This is a genomic window from Leptolyngbya sp. Cla-17 (assembly GCF_016807185.1).
In the GTDB taxonomy this organism is placed as follows: Bacteria; Cyanobacteriota; Cyanobacteriia; order Leptolyngbyales; family Leptolyngbyaceae; genus ULC077BIN1.
Map to the genome: position 1 here is coordinate 230,554 of NZ_JAEVYN010000003.1, position 19,936 is coordinate 250,489.

The 19,936-nt window shown below is 49.8% G+C and carries 18 protein-coding genes; 10 read left to right on the forward strand and 8 right to left on the reverse strand.

Annotation, left to right across the window (positions count from 1 at the left end):
- Positions 1–10 precede the first annotated feature (10 nt).
- From JOY44_RS25755 to topA, 4 genes are all read left to right on the forward strand, one after another.
- Entirely contained in the window at positions 11–1,312 is a 1,302-nt protein-coding gene (locus tag JOY44_RS25755) for a pentapeptide repeat-containing protein (RefSeq protein WP_171576420.1), read from the forward strand.
- A gap of 59 nt (positions 1,313–1,371) precedes the next feature.
- Positions 1,372–2,094, forward strand: coding sequence for a single-stranded DNA-binding protein (gene ssb / locus JOY44_RS33085; protein WP_171576421.1), 723 nt, complete (start codon positions 1,372–1,374; stop codon positions 2,092–2,094).
- A gap of 7 nt (positions 2,095–2,101) precedes the next feature.
- Positions 2,102–2,323 carry a Mo-dependent nitrogenase C-terminal domain-containing protein gene (locus JOY44_RS25765; RefSeq protein WP_171576422.1) on the forward strand — a complete coding sequence of 74 codons (222 nt, stop codon included), beginning with the start codon at positions 2,102–2,104 and terminating at the stop codon, positions 2,321–2,323.
- A gap of 99 nt (positions 2,324–2,422) precedes the next feature.
- Complete coding sequence (gene topA / locus JOY44_RS25770; RefSeq protein WP_171576423.1) at positions 2,423–4,681, forward strand: type I DNA topoisomerase; 2,259 nt, start codon at positions 2,423–2,425, stop codon at positions 4,679–4,681.
- A 231-nt stretch (positions 4,682–4,912) separates the two neighbouring features.
- Here the strand turns inward: topA and JOY44_RS25775 are convergent, their stop codons facing one another.
- Positions 4,913–7,363, reverse strand: coding sequence for a filamentous hemagglutinin N-terminal domain-containing protein (locus JOY44_RS25775; RefSeq protein ID WP_171576424.1), 2,451 nt, complete (start codon positions 7,361–7,363; stop codon positions 4,913–4,915).
- Between the two features lie 62 nt (positions 7,364–7,425).
- Here JOY44_RS25775 and ggt point away from each other — a divergent pair, with 62 nt between their 5' ends.
- Together ggt and JOY44_RS25785 are read left to right on the forward strand one after the other, a co-directional pair.
- Positions 7,426–9,264 carry a gamma-glutamyltransferase gene (gene ggt, locus JOY44_RS25780; RefSeq protein ID WP_171576425.1) on the forward strand — a complete coding sequence of 613 codons (1,839 nt, stop codon included), beginning with the start codon at positions 7,426–7,428 and terminating at the stop codon, positions 9,262–9,264.
- Between the two features lie 114 nt (positions 9,265–9,378).
- Complete coding sequence (locus JOY44_RS25785; RefSeq protein ID WP_171576426.1) at positions 9,379–11,115, forward strand: ShlB/FhaC/HecB family hemolysin secretion/activation protein; 1,737 nt, start codon at positions 9,379–9,381, stop codon at positions 11,113–11,115.
- Here the strand turns inward: JOY44_RS25785 and JOY44_RS25790 are convergent.
- From JOY44_RS25790 to JOY44_RS25810, 5 genes are all read right to left on the reverse strand, one after another.
- Positions 11,112–11,765, reverse strand: coding sequence for a hypothetical protein (locus JOY44_RS25790; protein WP_171576427.1), 654 nt, complete (start codon positions 11,763–11,765; stop codon positions 11,112–11,114). The genes JOY44_RS25785 and JOY44_RS25790 overlap by 4 nt on opposite strands.
- A gap of 21 nt (positions 11,766–11,786) precedes the next feature.
- Entirely contained in the window at positions 11,787–12,518 is a 732-nt protein-coding gene (locus JOY44_RS25795; RefSeq protein ID WP_171576428.1) for a hypothetical protein, read from the reverse strand.
- 150 nt (positions 12,519–12,668) lie between these two features.
- Entirely contained in the window at positions 12,669–13,880 is a 1,212-nt protein-coding gene (locus JOY44_RS25800) for a ParB/RepB/Spo0J family partition protein (RefSeq protein ID WP_171576429.1), read from the reverse strand.
- Complete coding sequence (locus JOY44_RS25805; protein WP_171576430.1) at positions 13,880–14,509, reverse strand: ParA family protein; 630 nt, start codon at positions 14,507–14,509, stop codon at positions 13,880–13,882. Before JOY44_RS25805 ends, JOY44_RS25800 begins: the two co-directional genes overlap by 1 nt.
- 731 nt (positions 14,510–15,240) lie before the next feature.
- The gene (locus JOY44_RS25810; protein ID WP_242541878.1) at positions 15,241–16,278 is read right to left on the reverse strand and encodes a DUF4114 domain-containing protein; all 1,038 of its coding nucleotides are present in this window, start codon (positions 16,276–16,278) and stop codon (positions 15,241–15,243) included.
- Positions 16,279–16,794: 516 nt separating this feature from the next.
- Here JOY44_RS25810 and JOY44_RS25815 point away from each other — a divergent pair.
- A complete protein-coding gene (locus tag JOY44_RS25815; protein ID WP_171576594.1) occupies positions 16,795–17,031 on the forward strand; it encodes a hypothetical protein in 237 nt (78 codons plus the stop codon).
- A gap of 140 nt (positions 17,032–17,171) precedes the next feature.
- The gene (locus JOY44_RS25820; RefSeq protein WP_171576432.1) at positions 17,172–17,717 is read left to right on the forward strand and encodes a pyridoxamine 5'-phosphate oxidase family protein; all 546 of its coding nucleotides are present in this window, start codon (positions 17,172–17,174) and stop codon (positions 17,715–17,717) included.
- A gap of 138 nt (positions 17,718–17,855) precedes the next feature.
- Here the strand turns inward: JOY44_RS25820 and JOY44_RS25825 are convergent, their stop codons facing one another.
- The gene (locus JOY44_RS25825) at positions 17,856–18,452 is read right to left on the reverse strand and encodes a rhomboid family intramembrane serine protease (RefSeq protein ID WP_171576595.1); all 597 of its coding nucleotides are present in this window, start codon (positions 18,450–18,452) and stop codon (positions 17,856–17,858) included.
- 200 nt (positions 18,453–18,652) lie between these two features.
- Between JOY44_RS25825 and JOY44_RS25830 the strand changes: the two genes are divergently transcribed.
- Entirely contained in the window at positions 18,653–19,162 is a 510-nt protein-coding gene (locus JOY44_RS25830) for a DUF1993 family protein (protein WP_171576433.1), read from the forward strand.
- Positions 19,163–19,295: 133 nt separating this feature from the next.
- Positions 19,296–19,589: a GIY-YIG nuclease family protein gene (locus tag JOY44_RS25835; RefSeq protein WP_171576434.1), complete on the forward strand. Its 294-nt coding sequence runs from the start codon at positions 19,296–19,298 to the stop codon at positions 19,587–19,589.
- A gap of 160 nt (positions 19,590–19,749) precedes the next feature.
- Here the strand turns inward: JOY44_RS25835 and JOY44_RS25840 are convergent, their stop codons facing one another.
- On the reverse strand, positions 19,750–19,917 hold the full coding sequence (locus JOY44_RS25840; RefSeq protein WP_203032181.1) for a hypothetical protein: 168 nt from the start codon (positions 19,915–19,917) through the stop codon (positions 19,750–19,752).
- Positions 19,918–19,936 lie beyond the last annotated feature (19 nt).

A 19,936-nucleotide genomic window follows, 5' to 3' on the forward strand; every position in this document is an offset into this window, starting at 1 on the left:
AGGTCATTCAGTGCAACGTTTCCGCTGGCAACAACTCCTATCAACCGCTTGTGCGACCCTTGCGGTATCGGCTTTGCCGTGCGCCCTTGCTCCGTTCCTCTGGTTCGCAGGAGTCGTCCATGCAGGCGATTCTTTACCCACTCCCTCCACGTCTACTGACTTGCCTCCGATTGAAAAACTGAAGTTGCAACTTCAGCAGCGATCGCCATCGCCCGCTCCACCCAAAGCGACTTCACAAGACGCATCAACTCCTCTCGTCACACCTGTCCCGGTTCCGTCTCCCCAACCAACACCCGCTTTATCAGAAGAAAAGCCGCAAAGTCACAGGGCTAACCTGCCGCTTCTGCTGTTTATGGGTGGAGGTGCTGTGGGTGTTGTCGCTATCGGGGTGACTTTGACTAAAAGGAAGAGCGATCGCAGTTCCGAACTCGATTGGCATGAGCGGCAGGAGGATATTTCTGATTCCGTTCAAGTGCCTGAAATCAGCGTTGATGAGTCCCTCGAAGCAAAGGAACAACTTCCCCCCTTTGCTTTAGCAGACGGGTTGGAATTTCTCCTATCAGGTGACCTCAACGGTTGGAATCAATGGCGTGAGGCATACCCAAATCAAAAGTTGAACCTGTCTAAAATGGATCTCTCCGGTCGCTCTTTGCCGGGGTTTAACCTATCCTGTGTTGATTTGTCCGCCGCGAACTTAGATCGTACCAACCTGTCCAGCGCTGACTTAAGCTATGCCAACCTCAGCGCTGCCCGATTGCAAGGGGCAAAGTTGACCAGTGCCAAGCTTGCCTTCGCAGATTGCCGTAGAGCTTCACTCCAGGGAGCAGACCTGTCATTTGCCGATCTGACCTACACCACGCTCAATGAAGCCAATCTGATTTCGGCTCAACTCAAATCCGCTAACCTCAGCCATGCGCGTCTGATCAATGCCAATTTGTCCCATGCTTTTGCGAAATGGGCAATCTTGCAGTCTACGGTGATGACACAGGCGATCGCTCAGCGCACCAATTTTGAAGTGACCCAAATGATGGGCGTGGGGCTGCAAAGAGCCGATCTCTCTCATGCCGATTTCAGGTGTGCCCTTCTCTATGGGGCAAAGACTGAAGGCACCAACTTCACTCAAGCGGATTTTCTGGGTGCACAGATTGAAAACTGGCAATGCGACCAGTGGACTAACTTTTCTGGAACCGTTTTGGAGGAAGAAGCCACTCAAGCTCTTCCTGCTGCACCTGTGATGTCTCAGCCTGCTAGCTGGATTTTGTCGCAGGTTGGAGCGATGGAGTATCCCGAAATTACTCCTAAAGCTGCCTGAACAAGTTATCCAAACCAATCGCCCGTTTCTCCTTTCGACCATAAAAAGAGGACATTTCTATGAACAATATCTTTTTGACTGGAACTTTGATCCGTGCTGAACTCCGGCATACACCCCAAGATCAAACACCCATCTGTGAATTTGACCTGGAATTTCAGTTTGAGCGCAGAGATGCAGTTGTCCGAGAAACAGTAGCTGTGACGGCTTGGAATGAGTTAGGAACAGAGGTTTACAACCAATTTTCAGTTGGCAGTCGAGTCTTGGTCGAAGGGCTGACCCAAATTGAGCTAGTTCCGGTTGCCGAAAATCGCACTATTCCACGGTTGAGCATCCGGGCATTACGGGTTCAAAGTGCATCCCCAGAGCAGTCGCTCAATAGCGTGATGTTGGTTGGGTATGTCGGGAGCGATCCAGACCGCAAAGACCAGGAGTCCGGCAACGTTGTCGCCAATCTTTCGCTGGCAATTAATCGCCCCAAAGTAGAAGAACCCGACTGGTACTCATTGGAATTATGGAATAAACGCGCCGAAGTTGCGATGAACTACGTTCGCAAGGGAAGTTTGATTGGGGTTACCGGGGCACTCAAGATTGACCGTTGGACAGACAAAGCAACCCAGCTTCCACGAACCAAGCCTGTGATCCGAGTCGATCGCTTGGAACTCTTAGGGGGTAAACGCGAAACAGGTTCAGAAGAAACTGAGGCAGTGCCAGACGTTGAAACACAAACACCAGAAGTAGCACCAAACCGCAAGCGTAAAGCCACAAAAGCATCAGCCGCGTGAGAGAACCATGTTGAAACCATTACAGAACTGGCTTGATCGCTGGAAAATCCAGGATAGGCTTACAGCCACTTTGATTTGTTGGTTGATCCCTGCAATCTGTCCATTTGCCCGCGAAATTAAACTGTTTGGTCGAACGATCGCCAGCATTCCGCCGCTATGCAAACTGAATCCTCTTTACGACCAACTGATGGGTCTGCGTTTTCGTGCTTCGACTTTTCTTGAGTCTTGAGGTGATTTCAACTCCGCAGTCCTGGCTGCTATGCCCCTGCTCACCTCAATCAGAACACTTGCACTAAAATACTGACAACTGCATGGAAGTGTTTTAATAATGGCGACCTCCACTCACAACCGTTCTAGTTCCGCAACAAGTCACTCTAAAAACTCGAAAGGCAAACCTCTGATTATCATCGAAGCTCCCGGTAAGCTATCAAAATTGCGACATATTTTAGGAGATGATTATCTGATTCAGGCAAGTGGTGGTCACATTCGGGAACTGGCGAATGATGGCGATGAGCAGTTAGGGTTTGACCTGGTGGGCAACCAGGTGCAATGCCGTTGGGAAGCGCGTGGGTCACGAGGCAAACAAGCGATCGCCCAATTGCGAGAAGCGGCAAAGCACGCTCAGAGTGTTATTCTGGCAACCGATGAAGACCGGGAAGGAGAAACTATTGGCTGGCATATTGCTCAGGCATTAGGATTGAAAACCGTTCAACGAATTACCTATCGAGAAATCACGCCTGCTGCCGTCAGAGCCGCGATCGCCCATCCTCGCCCGATTGATTTGAATCTGGTTCATGCTGGGATTTGCCGTTCTGTCTTAGATAAGCTGGTGGGTTATCGCGGTAGCCCTCTCGTTTGGAAGCTCAACAATGGAGCGAAATCGATCGGTCGGGTTCAGTCTGCGACCCTTCATCTCGTGGTCGAACGAGAGTTGCAGATTCGCAACTTCAAGCCTCAGGACTACTGGAGTTGCTATGTAGATTACAAGGAAGGCTTTCGAGCCTTTTACCATCGAGGTGGGAGTAACAGCACATCGACAGAAGATCTGGCTGATGATGCCGCCGATCCAGCGGACAAAAAAGTTCCCGAATCCGACCGAGTGTTAAGTCAGGCAGAAGCTGATCGACTCATTCAGTTCGCACAGCAGTACCCCCATGGAGTGGTCAGCATTGAGGGGAAAACTGTGAATCGCACGCCGCCTGCTCCCTTTACGACTTCCACACTTCAGCAGGTAGCAGGGTCTAAGTTGCGATTTTCGCCAGAGCAGACGATGCAGATTGCTCAAGGACTGTATGAAAAAGGTATCATCACCTATCACCGCTCCGACAGCACCTACTTGAGTCCGGAGTTTGTTCAATCTGTGCGGAATTGGTTGTCCAGTCATGACCCAACGAACTTGCCGCAGAAAGTGACTCAGCATAAGAGTGGCAAAAACGCACAGGAAGCTCACGAAGCCATCCGACCAACGGATGTTCACCGTTCATCCGAGTCCCTCAAAGCGGAACTGGATGCGGATGCTTTTTCTCTCTATGTGATGATTTGGAAGCGCACCGTTGCATCGCTTTGTCAGCCTGCACGAATCCGGCAGACGCGCATCATCACTCAATCCGGGGATGTGCAGTGGCAGGCGAGAGGTCAGGTGGTTGAGTTCGAGGGGTTTGCCAAGTATTGGCGATCGCTGGGTCAAGATGCCGAGTTACCGATCGTGCAGCAGGGGCAAGCATTGAACCTGGAGCGGGCGGCTCATGAAAAAAAGCAAACTCAACCGCCCCCACGCTACAGCGAAGCCCAGCTCGTTGCTCTGATGGAACGCAAGGGTATTGGTCGTCCCTCCACCTATGCGCCAACCATTCAGACGCTCAAACAGCGCGAGTATGTCAGCATTATCAAAAGCAAACTCCAGCCTACAGCGGTGGGTGAGCAGGTCGATCTCTTCCTGGTGCAAGCCTTACCAAAATTGGTTGATGTTGGGTTCACGGCAGAGATGGAGGCTTCACTCGATCAGATTGCGAGTGGCGAACTGAGTTGGGAGCAGTGGTTGACCCGTTGGAACCGAGATTATTTTGCTCCCGCGCTGGAGCAGGCACGGAAAGTGATTCCCAACTATGCCAGTGAAGCTCCAGTCGGGAAGACTCCTGACGTTTCGGATACTGAATGTCCTCAGTGTCAAAAGCTGATGATCCAACTTCCTTCAAAAAAGGTCAGAAAGGGTTTCTTCCTCAAGTGCCAGGGGTGTGAATCGGTGATGTTTTGGAGCGATCGCACTTCAACCTGGGAAGCGCCACAGGCAAAGTCGAAGCAATCAGAAGGTTCTCCCGCGAAATTAACCGAGCACGTCTGTCCAGTCTGCAAGAAACCATTGGAGGAATACGGCTACCAGAAAGACGGGCAGCAAAAGGTGATGCTACGTTGTTCGGATGCTAAAGCGCGGCAACAGAAAAAGCATGAAGGGGCTGGCTACTTCCAAACGTCGAACGGGTTTTGGAGTCCCAAGTTTGGAGAGTTGGGGAGTGAACAATCTGGCAAAGCTCTTATTCCAACTGCCAAGCGGCAGCCTTTGGGCAAGTCTAGAAGTCGCAGACATTAGGCAGTGGAAAACGTAAGAGGTTTATATGTGGTAAAAAACTTAACCATGCAGAAAAAAAAGATGTTCCCGTGAAGTCACGACTATCCTCCATCAAAGCTCAGGAGCTTTTACAGGTTCTTGAGAATGCAAAATTTCAAGCTCAAAGCTAGATCTATCAGCTTTTTTAACCTGCTTCAATCCCTCGAAACTTGACTAAAGGGATGAGTTTTGAGAGGCGCTCAAGAGTTATGATCACCGATTCACGCATCCAGTTAAGGCATCAGAACGGTAAGAACCTACTGAGCTAGGAACGACAGCAAACCGAACCGTGTTGGCGGAGGTTCTTTCCCATCCTTGAGCCTCAATGATCGCTTGCCCTTTACTCAAAGGTGCTGTACTGCTCTGGGATTGCGTTTGCTCTGGGTCTTTCCATCCCCATTGACTCCCTAAAAACTCGTCAGGGTTGGTTGGAATTCCTCCTGTTCCACTGATGGTAAAACTGTTGGCGTTTGTGCTACTACCACCACCACACGTCACTGCCACTTCGGGAACTGCTGGAGCCGGAACCGCTTGAACGCCACTCCGCGAGAAATCAATGTCCGGGGTGTTGATCTGAACAATCCCGCTGAACTGCGGTCCTAATGTAGACGTAGCGGTAATCAAGCTGTCAGGAGACAGAAATACTCCCTGTGCGTTGATAAAAATTCGCCCGCCTGTACCCTGATTCGCATTCGCACTGATTCGGCTTCCTTGCAGAAGCGCAATCAAGCTGCTGTCAATAGTGATGTTGCCACCATCGCCTGCGCCACTGACGGCTGCAACAATGCTTCCTCCCTCTCGAAGAACTAACGTCCTGGAATTAATTTGGATATCGCCACCCTGCCCACGGTTGGTTTGAGCGGTGATTGCTCCATTGGAAAGAACTTGAACCTTATCAGCGTTGATGATTAGGCTTCCCGCATCCCCAACCCCCTCATTGCGGACACTCACTTGCCCTTTATTCCTAACCGTGAGTTGAGGCGTATTGATGGTGACGTTGCCAGCTGCACCTGTCGGAATTCGTGGCAACCCAAAAAGTTGCTGGAGCGAAGGGTCAACGATCGCAGCCGCAGAACTAATCAAACTGGGATTGCGAGATTCTGGCACTGCTCCAGACACAGTGACAGATCGATCTGCGGTAATAAATACACTGCCTGCCGAACCACTGCTTTGAGTCGATGAGTCAAGGCGACCGCCATTGAGCACCGTTAATGTCGGCGTTTTAATCGTGACAGATCCTGCATTGCCCGTTCCGAGCGTCGATGATCCCAAGAGACTGGGCTGGAGAAACGGTCTTGCTACCCCATTTAGCTCAACGCCTGAAGTTGCATTCACCCAAACATCGCCACCCTCACCCCTGCCATAAGTAGCAGACTCCAAAAAGCCCCCATTAGTGATTCGGAGAGTTCCCGTGTCGATCTGAACGTCTCCGGCTCTGCCTTCTCCCAGGCTTAACGAAACCAGGGTACTTTGCACACGGCGATCGCGAGGTGAAGTTCCATCCACTTGAAATGTCCCAGGAACCTGAATCCGAATATTGCCTGCTGGGTTTGCCCCAAATGTCTCTGTAACAATCAATCCACCTGCTTCCAACTTCAAATTTGGACTGGAGATTTCAATCGTGCCGCCCGGTGCCCTACCAGCCGTCGCATTGATAATGCCGCCTGGAATCCGAGCAATTGGATCAGTGCCACTAACGGTGATTGATTCTGTGGCGTTGAGTGTAAAGGCTTCAGAGGGGATGGTGCCGCCATTGAGACCAATCAGCACTGAACCGCGATCGAGCAGGATGTTACGCCCTTGTAAGTTGAGTGAGTTGCCGCCGAGTCCCGTGGTATCTGCGAGGGAGCGATTGGTGATCAACAGGTCGTTAAAGCTGTGCGTCTGTCCATAGTTGAACCGCCACCCGGTCAAGCTGGGCACAAGGCGAACCGTTCCATTTCCCACACCCGCAATTTCGACGTGTCCACTGGGAACATTCAACACCCCACCATCCAGTGTCACAGCACCTCCAATGATTGCTAATGTCCGGCCGGGTCTGACGGTGAGTCCGGGATTGGTTCCCAATCCAATTGGAGGGGTCAGAAAAGTTGGACCGATTAAGGAATGTCCCTGCCCTTGCACCTTAATCGGTCCTGGATTGAGGAATCCTAGCCCAACTGGAATGCTGCTGGTGAGTAATGGTGCTGCCTGGGGGTTGGTGGCGCTAAACTCGACTCCATCGGCAAATCGAACGCTTTGGGCAGTGCTGGCTAAAAACGACCCGCCAATATTGAGCCTTGCATTCGGTCCCAGGGTGATGCCATTGGGATTGATGAAAATTAGATTCGCCATACCATTCGCCCGCATCAGCCCATCAATCGTGGATGCATCGGTGCCAGTCACACGGCTAATAATTGACTGGAGGTTGACGGCGTTATTAAAGTAAGCGGAGCCGCCCGTTGGGACTGAGAATTGGCTGAAGCTGTGAAATAAATTCCCCCCACGAACAGATCCTCCGTCGATGGTGCAGTTACTACAGTTCGGTGTGACGGTAGAATTCACAGGAAGCGTTGCGTCCGGAACAATTTGGGCGATCGCGGGGGCACTGAAACCCAAATAAATGAGGAGTCTCCCCAATCCTTTGATTAAGAATAATCCGAACGCCGTGGGTTTCGTCTGCATAGCGGTAGGAAATCACAGAGATTGAACATTCTTCTAACAGTACGAGCAACAAGCGACAACTCATGTCTAACCTTCGACAGAGAGAACCCGAAAATCACCCGCCAAAGCAACGGAAACGTTCATGGAAACGGTGCCTTCGACTGTGTGGAGGAGCCGTCTTATTACTGACTCTGGGCATTGGTGCCGATATGCTGATGGGTCGAAGTGTCTATCGTCCCCTAACCCATGTCTATCAAGTCGGAAGCTGGCTTTTCTGTCAGCAGTCGCCAGCCTGCCAGGATCAGAAATACTCCACGCGGGAGGTCACCGGTAAGCGGGGAATGGTGGTGACCGAGCAACAAGAAGCCTCGGCTGTTGGGCTAGACATCCTGAAATCAGGCGGAAACGCGGTAGATGCCGCTGTCGCGATCGGCTATGCCCTGGCGGTAACCTACCCCTGCTGCGGCAACCTGGGCGGTGGCGGCTTCATGCTGATCCGTCAAGCGAATGGCAAAGAGACGGTGATTAACTTCCGCGAGAAAGCGCCTTTGCGATCGCATTCCCAGATGTATGTGAACGAGAAAGGTCAGGTGCAGTCCGATCTCTCTAGAAAAGGCTATCTGGCAATCGGGGTGCCGGGGTCGGTTGCAGGATTGGATCAGGCGCTAACAACCTATGGAACCATGACCCGGCAGCAGGTGATGGCTCCTGCGATTAAACTTGCTGAGAATGGATTCGTTTTACAAGCAGGCGATGTTGACATTCTGAAAAAGAATACTCGCAAGTTCTCAGGGCAACCCAATGTTGCAGCGATCTTCTTGAAAAATGGCAAGCCTTTTGAAGTGGGCGATCGCCTAGTACAAACCGACTTGGCACAGACGTTGAAGCAAATATCCCAACAGGGACCGCAGGCATTTTACAGCGGCTCTATTGCGGCAGAAGTGGTGCGAGAAAGCAACGCTCATGGGGGAATTCTGACGCTGCAAGATTTTCGCTCTTACGCTGTTTCTGAATCAAAACCCTTGCAATGCCAGTATCGGGGCTACACCGTTCTAACCACTCCATTGCCTGGGGGCGGAGTGACGGTCTGCCAGATGCTAACGACTCTGAATGGCTACTCACTGAAGCCAAAGGATTTTCGATCTACTGGTCGCGTGCATTGGTTTCTTTCAACCATGCTATTTGCTTACACTGACCGCAACAAATATCTTGGAGATCCAGAGTTTGTTCAGAACCCGGTTGACAGGCTACTTTCTCCCAAATATGCCGCTCAAGTTCGGCAACAAATTCAACCCGATAAAGCAACGTCTCCCAAGCAACTGTACGCTGACTCTGAGGGGGAACACACCACACATTATTCAGTGGTTGATCGGTTTGGAAATGTCGTTTCAGTCACTTACACGATTAATTCTCTGTTTGGGGCGGAGGTGATTGCGGGCAAGACCGGATTTTTCCTCAATAATGAGATGGATGACTTTGCCACGCAACCAGGGTCTGCCAATCAGTTTGGGCTTGTTCAAGGAAACGCAAACGCGATCGCTCCTGGCAAACGTCCGCTCAGTTCAATGGCTCCTACCCTGGTGATGAAAGACGGGAAGCCCCAGATTGTGACAGGTAGCCCAGGGGGTCCTACAATTTCCACGACGATCCTACAGGTTGTGAGCAATGTAGTGGACTCTGGCATGACGGTAGAACAGTCCGTTGCCTCACCCCGCATTCACTATCAAGGACTTCCCAATGTGGTGGTGACAGAACCCTTTGCCCTTGAGCCAGCCGTTGTGCAATCGCTATGGGAAAAAGGCTATCGGGTTGTTCCTATCCCAAACTGGGGAGCTGCCGAATCAATTTTGATTGATCAAGAATCGACCTTTCACGGGGTGAACGACCCTCGAAAATCTGCAGGGCAGGCAGCAGGATATTAATCCTACGGTTGTTAATTTCTCTTTGGTGAAAGTACGAAATTACTTCTATAGATATATTTTTTAGGTGCCATTTTGCCTTAAAAAATACTGAAAGTTCCTGAGTTTCAGTCAGTTTTGAATCGTTATCTTTTCGCTGTTCTCATCCTTGGCTTATTACCAGCAGGCGTTCCCGCTAACGCTCAAGTTCCCAATGTGACACCCCAACTGCCATCTCCTGTTCTACCCAGACCGATTCCAACACCAGATCTGCCGCGACCTACTCCGCGATCCCCTCCTCTCGATCAATCGCCCCAGCTACTCTTACCATCAGAGCCACTAGAATCTCAAGACACTATTGAAGTTGCTCGATTTGAGTACCAGGGCAACACGATAGTGAGCGATCAAGATCTTGATGCCATCACCGCTCCCTTTAGGGGTCGGCGAATCACCTTCTCTGAGTTATTCAAGGTTCGCTCTGCCATCACCCAACTTTATGTTGACCGGGGATACATTACCTCTGCCGCCTTGATCCCAATTGAAGGAAATGAGGCGGTTGAGATACAAGGTGGTGTGGTGACCATCCAGATTATTGAAGGGAAACTAGAGCGCATTGATATTACGGACAGCAATTATCCCAACGGGGGAACGGCTTCGCACCGTTTGGCGAAATACATCAGACCAAGACTGGAGACTGCTGCTAATCCAATCTTGAATGAGAAGAAACTACTCGAAGCATTGCGGCTGCTTCAGTTAGATCCACTCATTCTGTCGATTTCTGGAAAGTTGGAATCTGGTAGCCAGACAGGTTTGAGTGTTTTGACCATCAACCTGGAACCTGCTCCAACGTTCAGAGCCGCAGCAGAACTCAATAATCGGCGCTCTCCGACGGTTGGGACGCTTGAGCGGCGGGTTCAGCTAACGCAAGCAAATTTGCTAGGACTAGGAGATGGGCTGCAAATCGGCTATGCCAATACCAATGGCAGTAACGAAGTTGATATTGACTATACCATTCCGGTCAGCCTGCGTAATGCAACCGTTTCTTTTCGATACAGCACCCTTTTCAGTCGGGTGATTGAGGAACCGTTTGATGATTTTGACATTCAAGGAAATTCACGCATATATGAATTAACCTTCCGTCAACCTATCATCAGAACCGCCACGGCTCAGTCATTCAAAGAGTTCGCGATCGGCATTACGGCTTCTCGTTTGGAGAGCGACACCTCACTTTTAGGCGTAGACTTTCCCCTTTCTGCTGGAGCGGATGACAGTGGCAAGACGCGCATCTCAGCGCTACGAGTATTTCAGGAATATACTCAGCGGAGCAATCGTCAGGTTTTACTTGTGCGATCGCAGTTCAGTTTTGGGCTAGATGTTCTGGGTGCGACAACCAACTCCTCTCCACCAGATAGCCGCTTTTTTGTTTGGCGAGGACAGGTCGCATTCTTGCAACGATTAGGGTCACGTCCTTATCTGCTGCTCCGCTCGGATCTTCAGTTAGCCGATCGCCCATTAGTGCCTTTAGAGCAGTTCAGCATTGGAGGTCTTTCTACAGTTCGAGGTTATCGGCAAGATGCCCTACTTGGAGATAGTGGTGTTGTGGGATCGATCGAATTGCATTATCCAGCTGTTTCAACTCGAACGATGGAATTACAACTAATTCCATTTTTGGATGTTGGGTATGTGTGGAGTAACCAGAACATTGAATTTGACCGAAACACGCTAGCGTCTTTAGGGCTAGGTGTTCAATGGACCTGGGGAAACTTGATTGTCAATCTCAGCTACGGAGTTCCTTTGATTCCTATTCCTCGAATTGGAGACACGTTGCAGGAAAACGGATTGAATGCCTCCATCAAATATATTTGGGCTTTTTAAGACTTCACCCAAATGCCTTCAGTCTGGTAAAAGTCGCCCCGTTGTTCAATCCCATAGCCTCCGAGCAGCAGTGCCAACCAAATTTCAATAAACGGCATCTGGAGCGATCTCTGAAGTTCCAACAGAGAAACTTCCCTGTTCTGATGCTCTTTCATCCATTGCGAGATTTTCCCAATCCAGGCAGAAATATCTTCATCATGGGCAATGGCAAGCGCATCTTGCTGGACTTGTTCTTGCTCCATTTGGGCTAAAAACTCTAGCAGGTTGCTCTGATCAACGACACTTACAAGGGAATCTGATGGCGAAGGGTTCTCTTGCCATGATGGAGCAGCTTCTAGAACTTCATCCAGATTCAACGTCATGCTTTGCCGCAAAACTTCATGCAGCAACTCAGCCGTCAGAATCGGCTCACCTTGGGCAGGATTGTACTTATCCTCCCACTCTTCTAGCAGACCATTAGCGCGGGAGGCATAAATATCAACGAGTTGAGCCAGAATCGTACCGGCGACCTGCAACTGAGAATCTTGAGGTAAACCAACGAGCAATTGCTCTAGTCCATGCAGGAGTTGATGTAAATTGGCAGAACTCGGATCAGCGATCGCCTGCTGCATCGCCAACTCCAAATCCAGTTCTATCGGTTCTACTGGCATCGACTCAGCCAAGGAATTGCTTCATGGTACGGGAACTGTAAGCTTCAATGGACAGGGAATAACGGGGCAGTTCTGAACCGGAACTTCCTTAACCACATCCTCAAACTTAGTGACTGCAAACTGCTGATTCAAGGATGTTAGAAGTTGTTTAATGTAGTCGGCTACTTTATCGGCTCTCATTCCCATACAGTGTACAGGCTTGACTTCGGCAATTTTTTGACTTCCTTTCCAGACCTCCGCTGCCACAGCATGAACTGGGGTATTGGGAGATTGGCGGTATAGGACGAGAATGGCAGCGGGAGTGGTCGGTGGTAGAGGTGGATCAATCTCAAGGACCTCAAGCGCCGGATGGGTAACCTGCAGATTCGGCTTCCGGACATTATTCCGCCCTTTGCGACTCTTATCATCCCAGCGGCGATACTGGGACTGCTCAGTTTTCCGAATTTGAGCTTTGATGCATTCAATTCGTTGTTCAAGCTGCTGCACTTGTCTACCACGATCGCAGGCTACCTGATACTGAGCAATTTTCTCGACTGGAATGTAAAGGCTTTTTTTGCCATTGGGGAGGAGTTTGCCTCTGCCTGCCCGCAGTCTTGCATATTTACAAGTTTCCTTAGCAGCGGTAGAGGCTGAACCCCCCGCAGGCGATCGCTCAATTCGGACTCCGATGAGGTAGTCCCCCATTCCTTTGAGCGTTTCCAGCTCCGCTTCTAGGGCTGACATCTGGGTTTTCAAATCCCTATCTACTGACATGGTATTCGTGTTACTTTCTATCTTGAATTAAAGTAACACGAATACCTGCTTGAGTTAGCCTCCAGACAAACTCATCTTTCTGCTCCAGCAGCGCCTAAATAACTGCCAGTCCTTTTTTGAGTGCGCTCTTAGCACCAGTCAGAATCCAAGCTATTTGCCATCAAGAAGCTGGTCAATTTTCCGAATACGTTCTTGTAAAGACTCTCGGATGCTTTTTAATTGATCAGGTTTGAATTCATCTAGCTTAATGTTCTGGATTTGCTTGACCGTCTTTAACGATTTTTCTGCGATCGGGTCTGGTTGTTGCGCTGTGGGGTTGTGGTCCTGAATTGTTTTTCGGATGAGGTCGTTTGTTTCTTTTTCAGTAAGTTCTTGCTCTGCAATGCGATAAGCAAGTTGTGAGCGAACTTGTTTAGCATCCGCTTCATTGGTGGTTAGAGCCTCAGCAGTCAATTTATTCACAGCCATGATTTTCCCAGAACTAAGTCCTGTTTCTTGAACCACAGCTTTCAAATCGTCAGTTACCGAAAGGAGTGGAAAGACATTCGCTGAAATTGAAGCTGGGTTGAATTGGCGATCAAGTAATATTTCCAGAATATCTCTGCCTTCTGATGTCTCTAGTCCAAGACTGTCGAGCCACTCTCTTTGCTGTTCGATTGGCTTATTTACCATCTTGGTTAATTCCTTCAATTTGCCAAATTTCCTGATTTGATAAATGACGTTGTTGAGGGTTCTAGGAAAGTCAATCTGCTTTTCCTTCAGGTGGGGATGGCGGCTATAGATAATACGAATGAGTCCATTTGCGACATCTAAGTCGTGAAGTTTTTCAGTATCTTTTCCTGTGACAAACTGTTGTTCAAAACGAGTCGCATCGTCTAAAGACTCATGGTGCGGAAGAAGTACTGCACGCAGAGTGGCTAAACCAGCCTTTGGTCCTGATAGCCGTCGAACGGCTCCATCAAATAACCGATATCTACCATTCTCTTGAGGATTGAGAATGATTGGAGAAATTTGTCCATTTCGCTTTAAACTCTCTGTTCGTTCTTCAATCAGCGCGCGCGGGAAAATGGTTCTTGGTTGATTTGGATCAGGATCAATGAGATCTATTTCAACAATATGCTCACCGCCAACAGCGGCTAATTGCTTAGTCAAATCCTGAATCTGTTGTTCTAAAAACTCTTTTTCTTGGTCGGTGCTTGCTTGTTGTCTAAGCTCAATCACTTCACGCTCAAGGTCTTGGATTTTTTGATTCAACTCCTCATTGAAAGCAGTTGTTGGAGCGACTGTTTGCGTAATTGGAGAAGAAGAAAATCCAGATGCATTTTGGCGAATTAGATCGGTTAGGTTACGCTTTTGTGCCATTAGTTCCACTCCTTCAATTCGGTCAATTCTTTTACAAGTCTTCGGTAATCTGAAGCAGCTTCTGTCCCGTTCTTCCCTTTCCATTGAATAATGGGAAGCCCATCGAGAGGGGCACGTTCATGAGCTTTGTAGGCTCTAATGAAAGTGTTAAAGACAGGCACTCCAGCTTCCATAAAGGTGTTTTGAGCTGCCACTGCTTCATTTATGCTACGAGGATCAACTTTTGTGAGACAGACTCGATGCGGAACTCCTACTGGATGGATAGCAAGTTGAATGGTTGTAATTAAAGCTTGTATATCCAGAGGGGCTGGAGGGGTCGGGAGAACAATGTAATCTCCAGTATGGATAAGCGTTGTGAATGTTTTGCTATCCAGGTGAGGTGGGGTATCACAAACAATCAAATCATAGTCCTCGACTGTTTTTAAGTGCTTCAGGACATCAGGATCAGTTTCTGTTGCAATTTCAAAGTTCTGATTTCCCTGTTGCGCCCACCATGTTGCACTTTCTTGGGAATCTGAATCGACTAAAAGCACACGGCTTTTTTCGGCAAAGACGGCTGCAATATTAAAAGATGTAGTGGTTTTGCCCACTCCTCCCTTACCGTTCAAAATAACCAGGATCTTACCCATTAAATTCCTCGTAAAGCTTGCTGCGTCTATATTTGAGGAGCTAGACAGCATTTACAATCTCAAGATTGTAAATATCTGCATTGAAAGTTGCAATCTTGAGATTGTAAATATCGTAATCCCTTTCTTGAGCTTTGAGCCATCAAACTTCTAAATGTGGGTTCTTGTTTTTAAACTCGATATTCGTTAAATCTAATTGAAATTCCTTTTTCGGAAAAGATGAAGTAGTACAATCGCTCTAAATATAAATAGTGTGAATCAGAATTTCGCAGGCTATTTATTATCTTCTGAAAGGCAGTGTTGGAGACATTTTTGCGAATCAAGAGACTGAGATAAGCTGAGTCTGGGGCTGAAAACAGGTAGAAAGTTGAAATATCCATATAAAGCCGTCTTTTCCTGCTTCATCTGATTTTCCCTTTGATACCAGTCTTGGCTTAAGCCAGTTTGTTAGAAATCTCTCTGCGATCTTCTGATGCTTCGGGTAAGGGGCAAAACTTCCTGTAGATATTGTTTGGGCGTGGAAAATCTTGCTCTTAGTCAGTTCTCCCTGGTTCAAGATGGTAGATGGCAAAATTTTTAACTTGAATTTCTGATGTATATAAAAGTCTGTGAAGCACGCCTGTTTAGCTGTAACAGTTTGCAGAACCTTGCTGAGATAGAAGTTACGCTCTGATATAGCAAGTGCATCAACATCTAGACACTACCCTTGGTATAGCATAGCGATCGCGAAACCCCTAAAAAAACAATCTATTGAAATGGCTAAGAGGGTACATGAGGTTCGCTAAACGTCTTGGATTAGTGGTGCGCCAATCATGGTTGTGCTCAATTACCTGATCCAGATGTGCCGCCTCACCCGTCGCGCCCCGCACCTGGAAGACCGCATCGTTGTAATCCAGATCGGTCTTCCCATCTACCCGCAAATCCTCAAACACAAAGGTATTGCTATCCCCGGTGATATCGGCAATCTGCCCCGTGTGGAACGCACTCTCTGGGTTCGCCGAAGCCATAGAAAACAGCGGGCGGTGATCACCGCCAATCCTAGGATCAGCCAGCGCATCCTTAATCTCGCCGTTGGGAACCAGCATGAAACCTACAGTGTCGCCCGATCTCATCTGGAACGATCGCACTCCCTGATAGTCTCCTGAATTCAGGTCGCCTTCTCCCATCAGGGCACTATGGAATCTTGCCCCTTCTGTGGCATCTGAAATCACAATGTGACCGAGGTCAGAATTGCTGAGGGCACGGTGAGCAGCTTCGTGGATGAACTCCTGCGATCCGGGTTCAAACCGTTCCATTCCACTCAGACTAAAGACTGCAAGTTCTCCCTGGTAGCCGCCGCCATCAAACAGGTAGTCGATGTCTACCGTGCCGGATTCGCCTACGGTGAAGAACCCAGAATCAAATAGGGGTGACTCAAGACTGGGAGGGGCGGTCAGGAAGTCTAGGGACTGATGCTGAAGATCGGTAGCTGCGTGAATCTCTGGGATTGGAGCCGCGACTTCGACTGCCGCAGTGTGGGCATTAGTAAGTGCATGAGAGTCAGCGGAGTGATGATCTGGGAGATCGATTGTGGGAAGCGGATGATCGGGGAGGTGCACGATCGCCAGATCCGGTGTGCCTTCTATGCCGTCGATCCCGACAGTGGGAGTGAGAATGGGTTCCAGAATAAAGCTAGATTGGGCTGAAGCAGCTTGCGGCGATTGAGGGACATGAGGCTGACGGTTCCGCTTAAATAGACGCATAATTCTTTTGACTCGCAATGAGTTGAACATTGAGAAGCTGCCTGAACAACCTCTGTATTCTTCTCGGCAATTTTTTCTAGAAATTACGCGCTACTTGACTATTTTTTCTTCACCCTGCGCTTTATCGCATTTTCTTTGCCTTGAACCGTTAGGGCTACCCATCCACTTGATACAGTTGACCCAAAACCATTGCCATAGAACTCTCCCGATTGCTTTAACTCAACCCCATGATCGCAAGCTGAGAGACTGGCAACTGTAAGTAATCCCCAGTCCCTCAAGAAACTACGCTCCCTCTACCAATTTGAAAATCTGTTGCCGCTCTTCAGGGCTGAGATGCCGTAGATTTTCCACCAGAGTCAGGACGTTTGGTTTGGTAAATTCCTTCTCCGGCAGTTCCTCTAAGCACTGGACGCGATGAAGGCGGCATTGGCAAAGCTAGCTTCCGGCGGTTCCTCTAAGCACTGGACGGGATGGAGGCAGCATTGGCAAAGCTAGCTAGGGGAGCTGACAGTACGCATGGACAAACACCAGCGCTAGGGTCATACTCTGACGCTCAAGGTCAAATATGCCGATTATGAGCAGATCACCCGCGCTCAGACAGTGGCATGGCTATTGCGGGATGCCACAACGCTCTCCAGCATGGGAAAGGACTTGCTGCGGTCACACCTTGAACCAACCAGGAAAGTGAGATTGCTGGGGCTAACAGTGTCTAATCTGGGCGAACCGACTGCATTACTACGCTACACTCAGTTGAGTCTGCACTTGCCGCCGTCTTGTCAGTAGCCCACTAAGACAAGCCAACCTGAGTCTGTCTACCGCCACCAACTTAGCCTCTGATCCAAAACACACGGCAGAGCGACAGGAAGGGGCACTCGCTGTCGTAGGAGCCAGTGCAAGCATCATAGAGCTTTAGGAGTAACTTCATGCCTCCCGCTACCGCTGCCAATGGCTGGATCAATACACTGGAGTCTGATCACCCAGACGTACTTGCCAAGGCACACCAAATCATGGCAAGCATTCACTACTGCACCCTCTCTACTTGTTCTGCCGATGGTTTGCCCTGGGTCTCGCCTGTCTTCTTCGCTTATGACGCAAACTGGCACCTCTACTGGTCTTCAACTATCGCTGCCCAGCACTCCCAAAATCTCGACCACAACCAGGGGCGAGCTGCGATCGCCATCTATGACTCCAGCGTGAGTGAGGGCAGTGGCAAAGGGTTGTACTTGAGCGGTAGCGCTGCTGAAGTCGAGCCAGACCGGGTGCTGTCCAGCATGAAACTGCTGTTTAAGCGTGCTGGCAGAGACCCTAAGCGCACCCCACAAGACTACTTGGAGGCATCCCCTCGCCGCATCTATCGGTTCCAACCGCAGGCAGTCTGGATCAGTGGTGAACGACTGGCGATCGGGAATCAACTGGTCGATACCAAAGTCCGGCTCCATCTCAGAACGGTGCTTGGACAGCAGGTGTAGAAGTGCCCCCTTAGCGGTAAGGCGTATGCTAGAGCCAAAGCGCCTGTGAATTCACAGGCGCTTTGGCATCGGCACGTTTAGAGCCGTCATCCCGCCCCTAGCCACGGTTATGGCAGCAGCGCTTCTTAGTCTTAACGGCTAGCCTTGGAACGTGGCAAACCATTGCTTCAGTTCTGGCAAATAACGCGCTGTGAGGATGCCGCCGACCAAGCCAAACAGATGTCCTTGCCAGGAGATACCACGTCGCCGGGACGGCAAAATACCCCAGATCAGTGGACCGTAAAGCAACGCCACCACGATCGCAATGCCAGCCGAGAGCAGGTCTTGCTCGAAGTAGCTCCGGGACAGCAAAAAGCCGAAATAGCCAAAAACGATGCCGCTTGCGCCAATGTGTAGGGTACGGGGGGCTGCCAAAAGCCAAACGCCCACACCATTCACCAACCAGATCACAGCCGTCGCGATCGTAAATTCGGTAACGCCATGCAAGAGGGTCAACCAGCCAAGCACAGCGAATGGAATTGTATTTGCTATCAAGTGCTGCCAAGTCCCGTGCAGTAGGGGCGCAAACACAATGCCCCGCAGTCCAATCTGGGTTCGGGGCACAATGCCGAAGCGATCCAAGCGGTGCCGCAACAACACCTGGTCTACAAGCTCTAACACCCACATGAGCGCAAGCAAGCTACCCACGATTTTGGCGTGAGTCACAACAGCACTGGCGGTAAGGGGCAAGGGCATTGATCGCGGACATGACTTGCTGTTGTAGTTTAAGCGATCGACTACGCTTTCGCACATGTAGCCTGGAACGAGTCAGAGCAGTATGCTTACACTCATCCAGCATCAACTTGATCCTGGCGTGCTCCTGAGCGAGCGTTCCCGACAGGGCAACCCCTGCCAACAGACAATACTGCTATGATCAGCTTTTAAGAGCCATGCTCATGCCCATTTCGATGTATCAAGCCTCTGTGCCGTCGCTGATACGCGCACTCAACAATCTCGTGGTGATCTTAGAAAAGGGTGCAGCCCATGCTGAAGCCCAAAAAATTGAACCAGCGCTCTTGATTAACAGCCGACTCTATGCCGATATGTTTCCGCTAGGGCGGCAGGTACAAATCGCTTCTGATATCGCTTGTAGAGGCGCCGCCAGACTGGCAGGCTTAGTTGCTCCCTCCATGGAAGACAAGGAATCGACCTTTCCGGAACTCATTGCACGGCTACAGCAAGCCGTCACCTATCTGGAAACGTTGCCCGCTGATCAAATTGATGGTTCTGAGGCACGGTCAATTTCCCTACCAGTCGGTGAAGAAACGATGGTCTTTGAGGGTTTACTGTATCTCCAATACTTTGTGTTACCGAACGTCTATTTTCATGTCACCACGGCTTATGACATTCTCAGGCATCATGGCGTTGCACTGGGTAAACGAGATTTTCTCGGTAAACCCGCCTAGAAACGATCTTGGTCAGCATCGGTCTGTCTTCGTTATCGCAACAGATGCGGCTGGCGAATGAATGACCATCGCTCCGATCAAGAGACGACTAGGCTTGATGGGCAACGAACGATATAGGCATTGAGCATATTCCATGAGCCATTATGTTTATCTTGTGCAATGCGCTGACGGCACGCTCTACACGGGTTATGCCAAAAATGTGCCACAACGGGTGGCGGTGCATAACACTGGCAAGGGCGCTCGCTACACACGTACCCGTCTACCTGTTATCCTGCTTGCCTCCTGGCACTTTCCCACTCAGTCAGCCGCGCTTAAACGGGAATATCAAATCAAGCAACTCACCCGGCAACAAAAACTAGCGTTAAGCACAAGCTCAGTTCATTTCAGAACGGCATCAGAACAGACAGTGAGCGATGCCTTTAACTAAGCGAACTTACGCTGTTTTGTGATTCCAGCGACGCTACAAGAAGCATCGTTAGGCTACTGTCGCTGGCGATCTCTCACATTACACTGTTTAAGGTTTCCAAGCCTCACTGTTGCGACGGCTGATGCTCTTAGCCCGTACTGTTCGGCACAGCAGGTGAACCTCACTCAAGGTCTCGTGGGTCTGTTTTCCAGCAGGACTGTATCGCCAAATCAGGATCAACGACGTTGATCTCTGTCTGCATCGCTGCATCACTGATGGCTTCCTGCTGGTAGCGTTTGAACTGCTGGTGCAGGGTAAGAAGCTGGTTGCCTTTGATCCCCCCTGTCAACAGCAACTACTCAAGGCGT

What these genes read in the sequence shown, in the direction of transcription:
- ssb (WP_171576421.1), top strand. Translation starts at nt 1,372, where the DNA reads ATGAACAATATCTTTTTGACTGGAACTTTGATCCGTGCTGAACTCCGG.
- JOY44_RS25765 (WP_171576422.1), top strand. Translation starts at nt 2,102, where the DNA reads ATGTTGAAACCATTACAGAACTGGCTTGATCGCTGGAAAATCCAGGAT.
- topA (WP_171576423.1), top strand. Translation starts at nt 2,423, where the DNA reads ATGGCGACCTCCACTCACAACCGTTCTAGTTCCGCAACAAGTCACTCT.
- JOY44_RS25775 (WP_171576424.1), bottom strand. Translation starts at nt 7,363, where the DNA reads ATGCAGACGAAACCCACGGCGTTCGGATTATTCTTAATCAAAGGATTG.
- ggt (WP_171576425.1), top strand. Translation starts at nt 7,426, where the DNA reads ATGTCTAACCTTCGACAGAGAGAACCCGAAAATCACCCGCCAAAGCAA.
- JOY44_RS25790 (WP_171576427.1), bottom strand. Translation starts at nt 11,765, where the DNA reads ATGCCAGTAGAACCGATAGAACTGGATTTGGAGTTGGCGATGCAGCAG.
- JOY44_RS25795 (WP_171576428.1), bottom strand. Translation starts at nt 12,518, where the DNA reads ATGTCAGTAGATAGGGATTTGAAAACCCAGATGTCAGCCCTAGAAGCG.
- JOY44_RS25800 (WP_171576429.1), bottom strand. Translation starts at nt 13,880, where the DNA reads ATGGCACAAAAGCGTAACCTAACCGATCTAATTCGCCAAAATGCATCT.
- JOY44_RS25805 (WP_171576430.1), bottom strand. Translation starts at nt 14,509, where the DNA reads ATGGGTAAGATCCTGGTTATTTTGAACGGTAAGGGAGGAGTGGGCAAA.
- JOY44_RS25810 (WP_242541878.1), bottom strand. Translation starts at nt 16,278, where the DNA reads ATGTTCAACTCATTGCGAGTCAAAAGAATTATGCGTCTATTTAAGCGG.
- JOY44_RS25820 (WP_171576432.1), top strand. Translation starts at nt 17,172, where the DNA reads ATGCCTCCCGCTACCGCTGCCAATGGCTGGATCAATACACTGGAGTCT.
- JOY44_RS25825 (WP_171576595.1), bottom strand. Translation starts at nt 18,452, where the DNA reads ATGCCCTTGCCCCTTACCGCCAGTGCTGTTGTGACTCACGCCAAAATC.
- JOY44_RS25830 (WP_171576433.1), top strand. Translation starts at nt 18,653, where the DNA reads ATGCCCATTTCGATGTATCAAGCCTCTGTGCCGTCGCTGATACGCGCA.
- JOY44_RS25835 (WP_171576434.1), top strand. Translation starts at nt 19,296, where the DNA reads ATGAGCCATTATGTTTATCTTGTGCAATGCGCTGACGGCACGCTCTAC.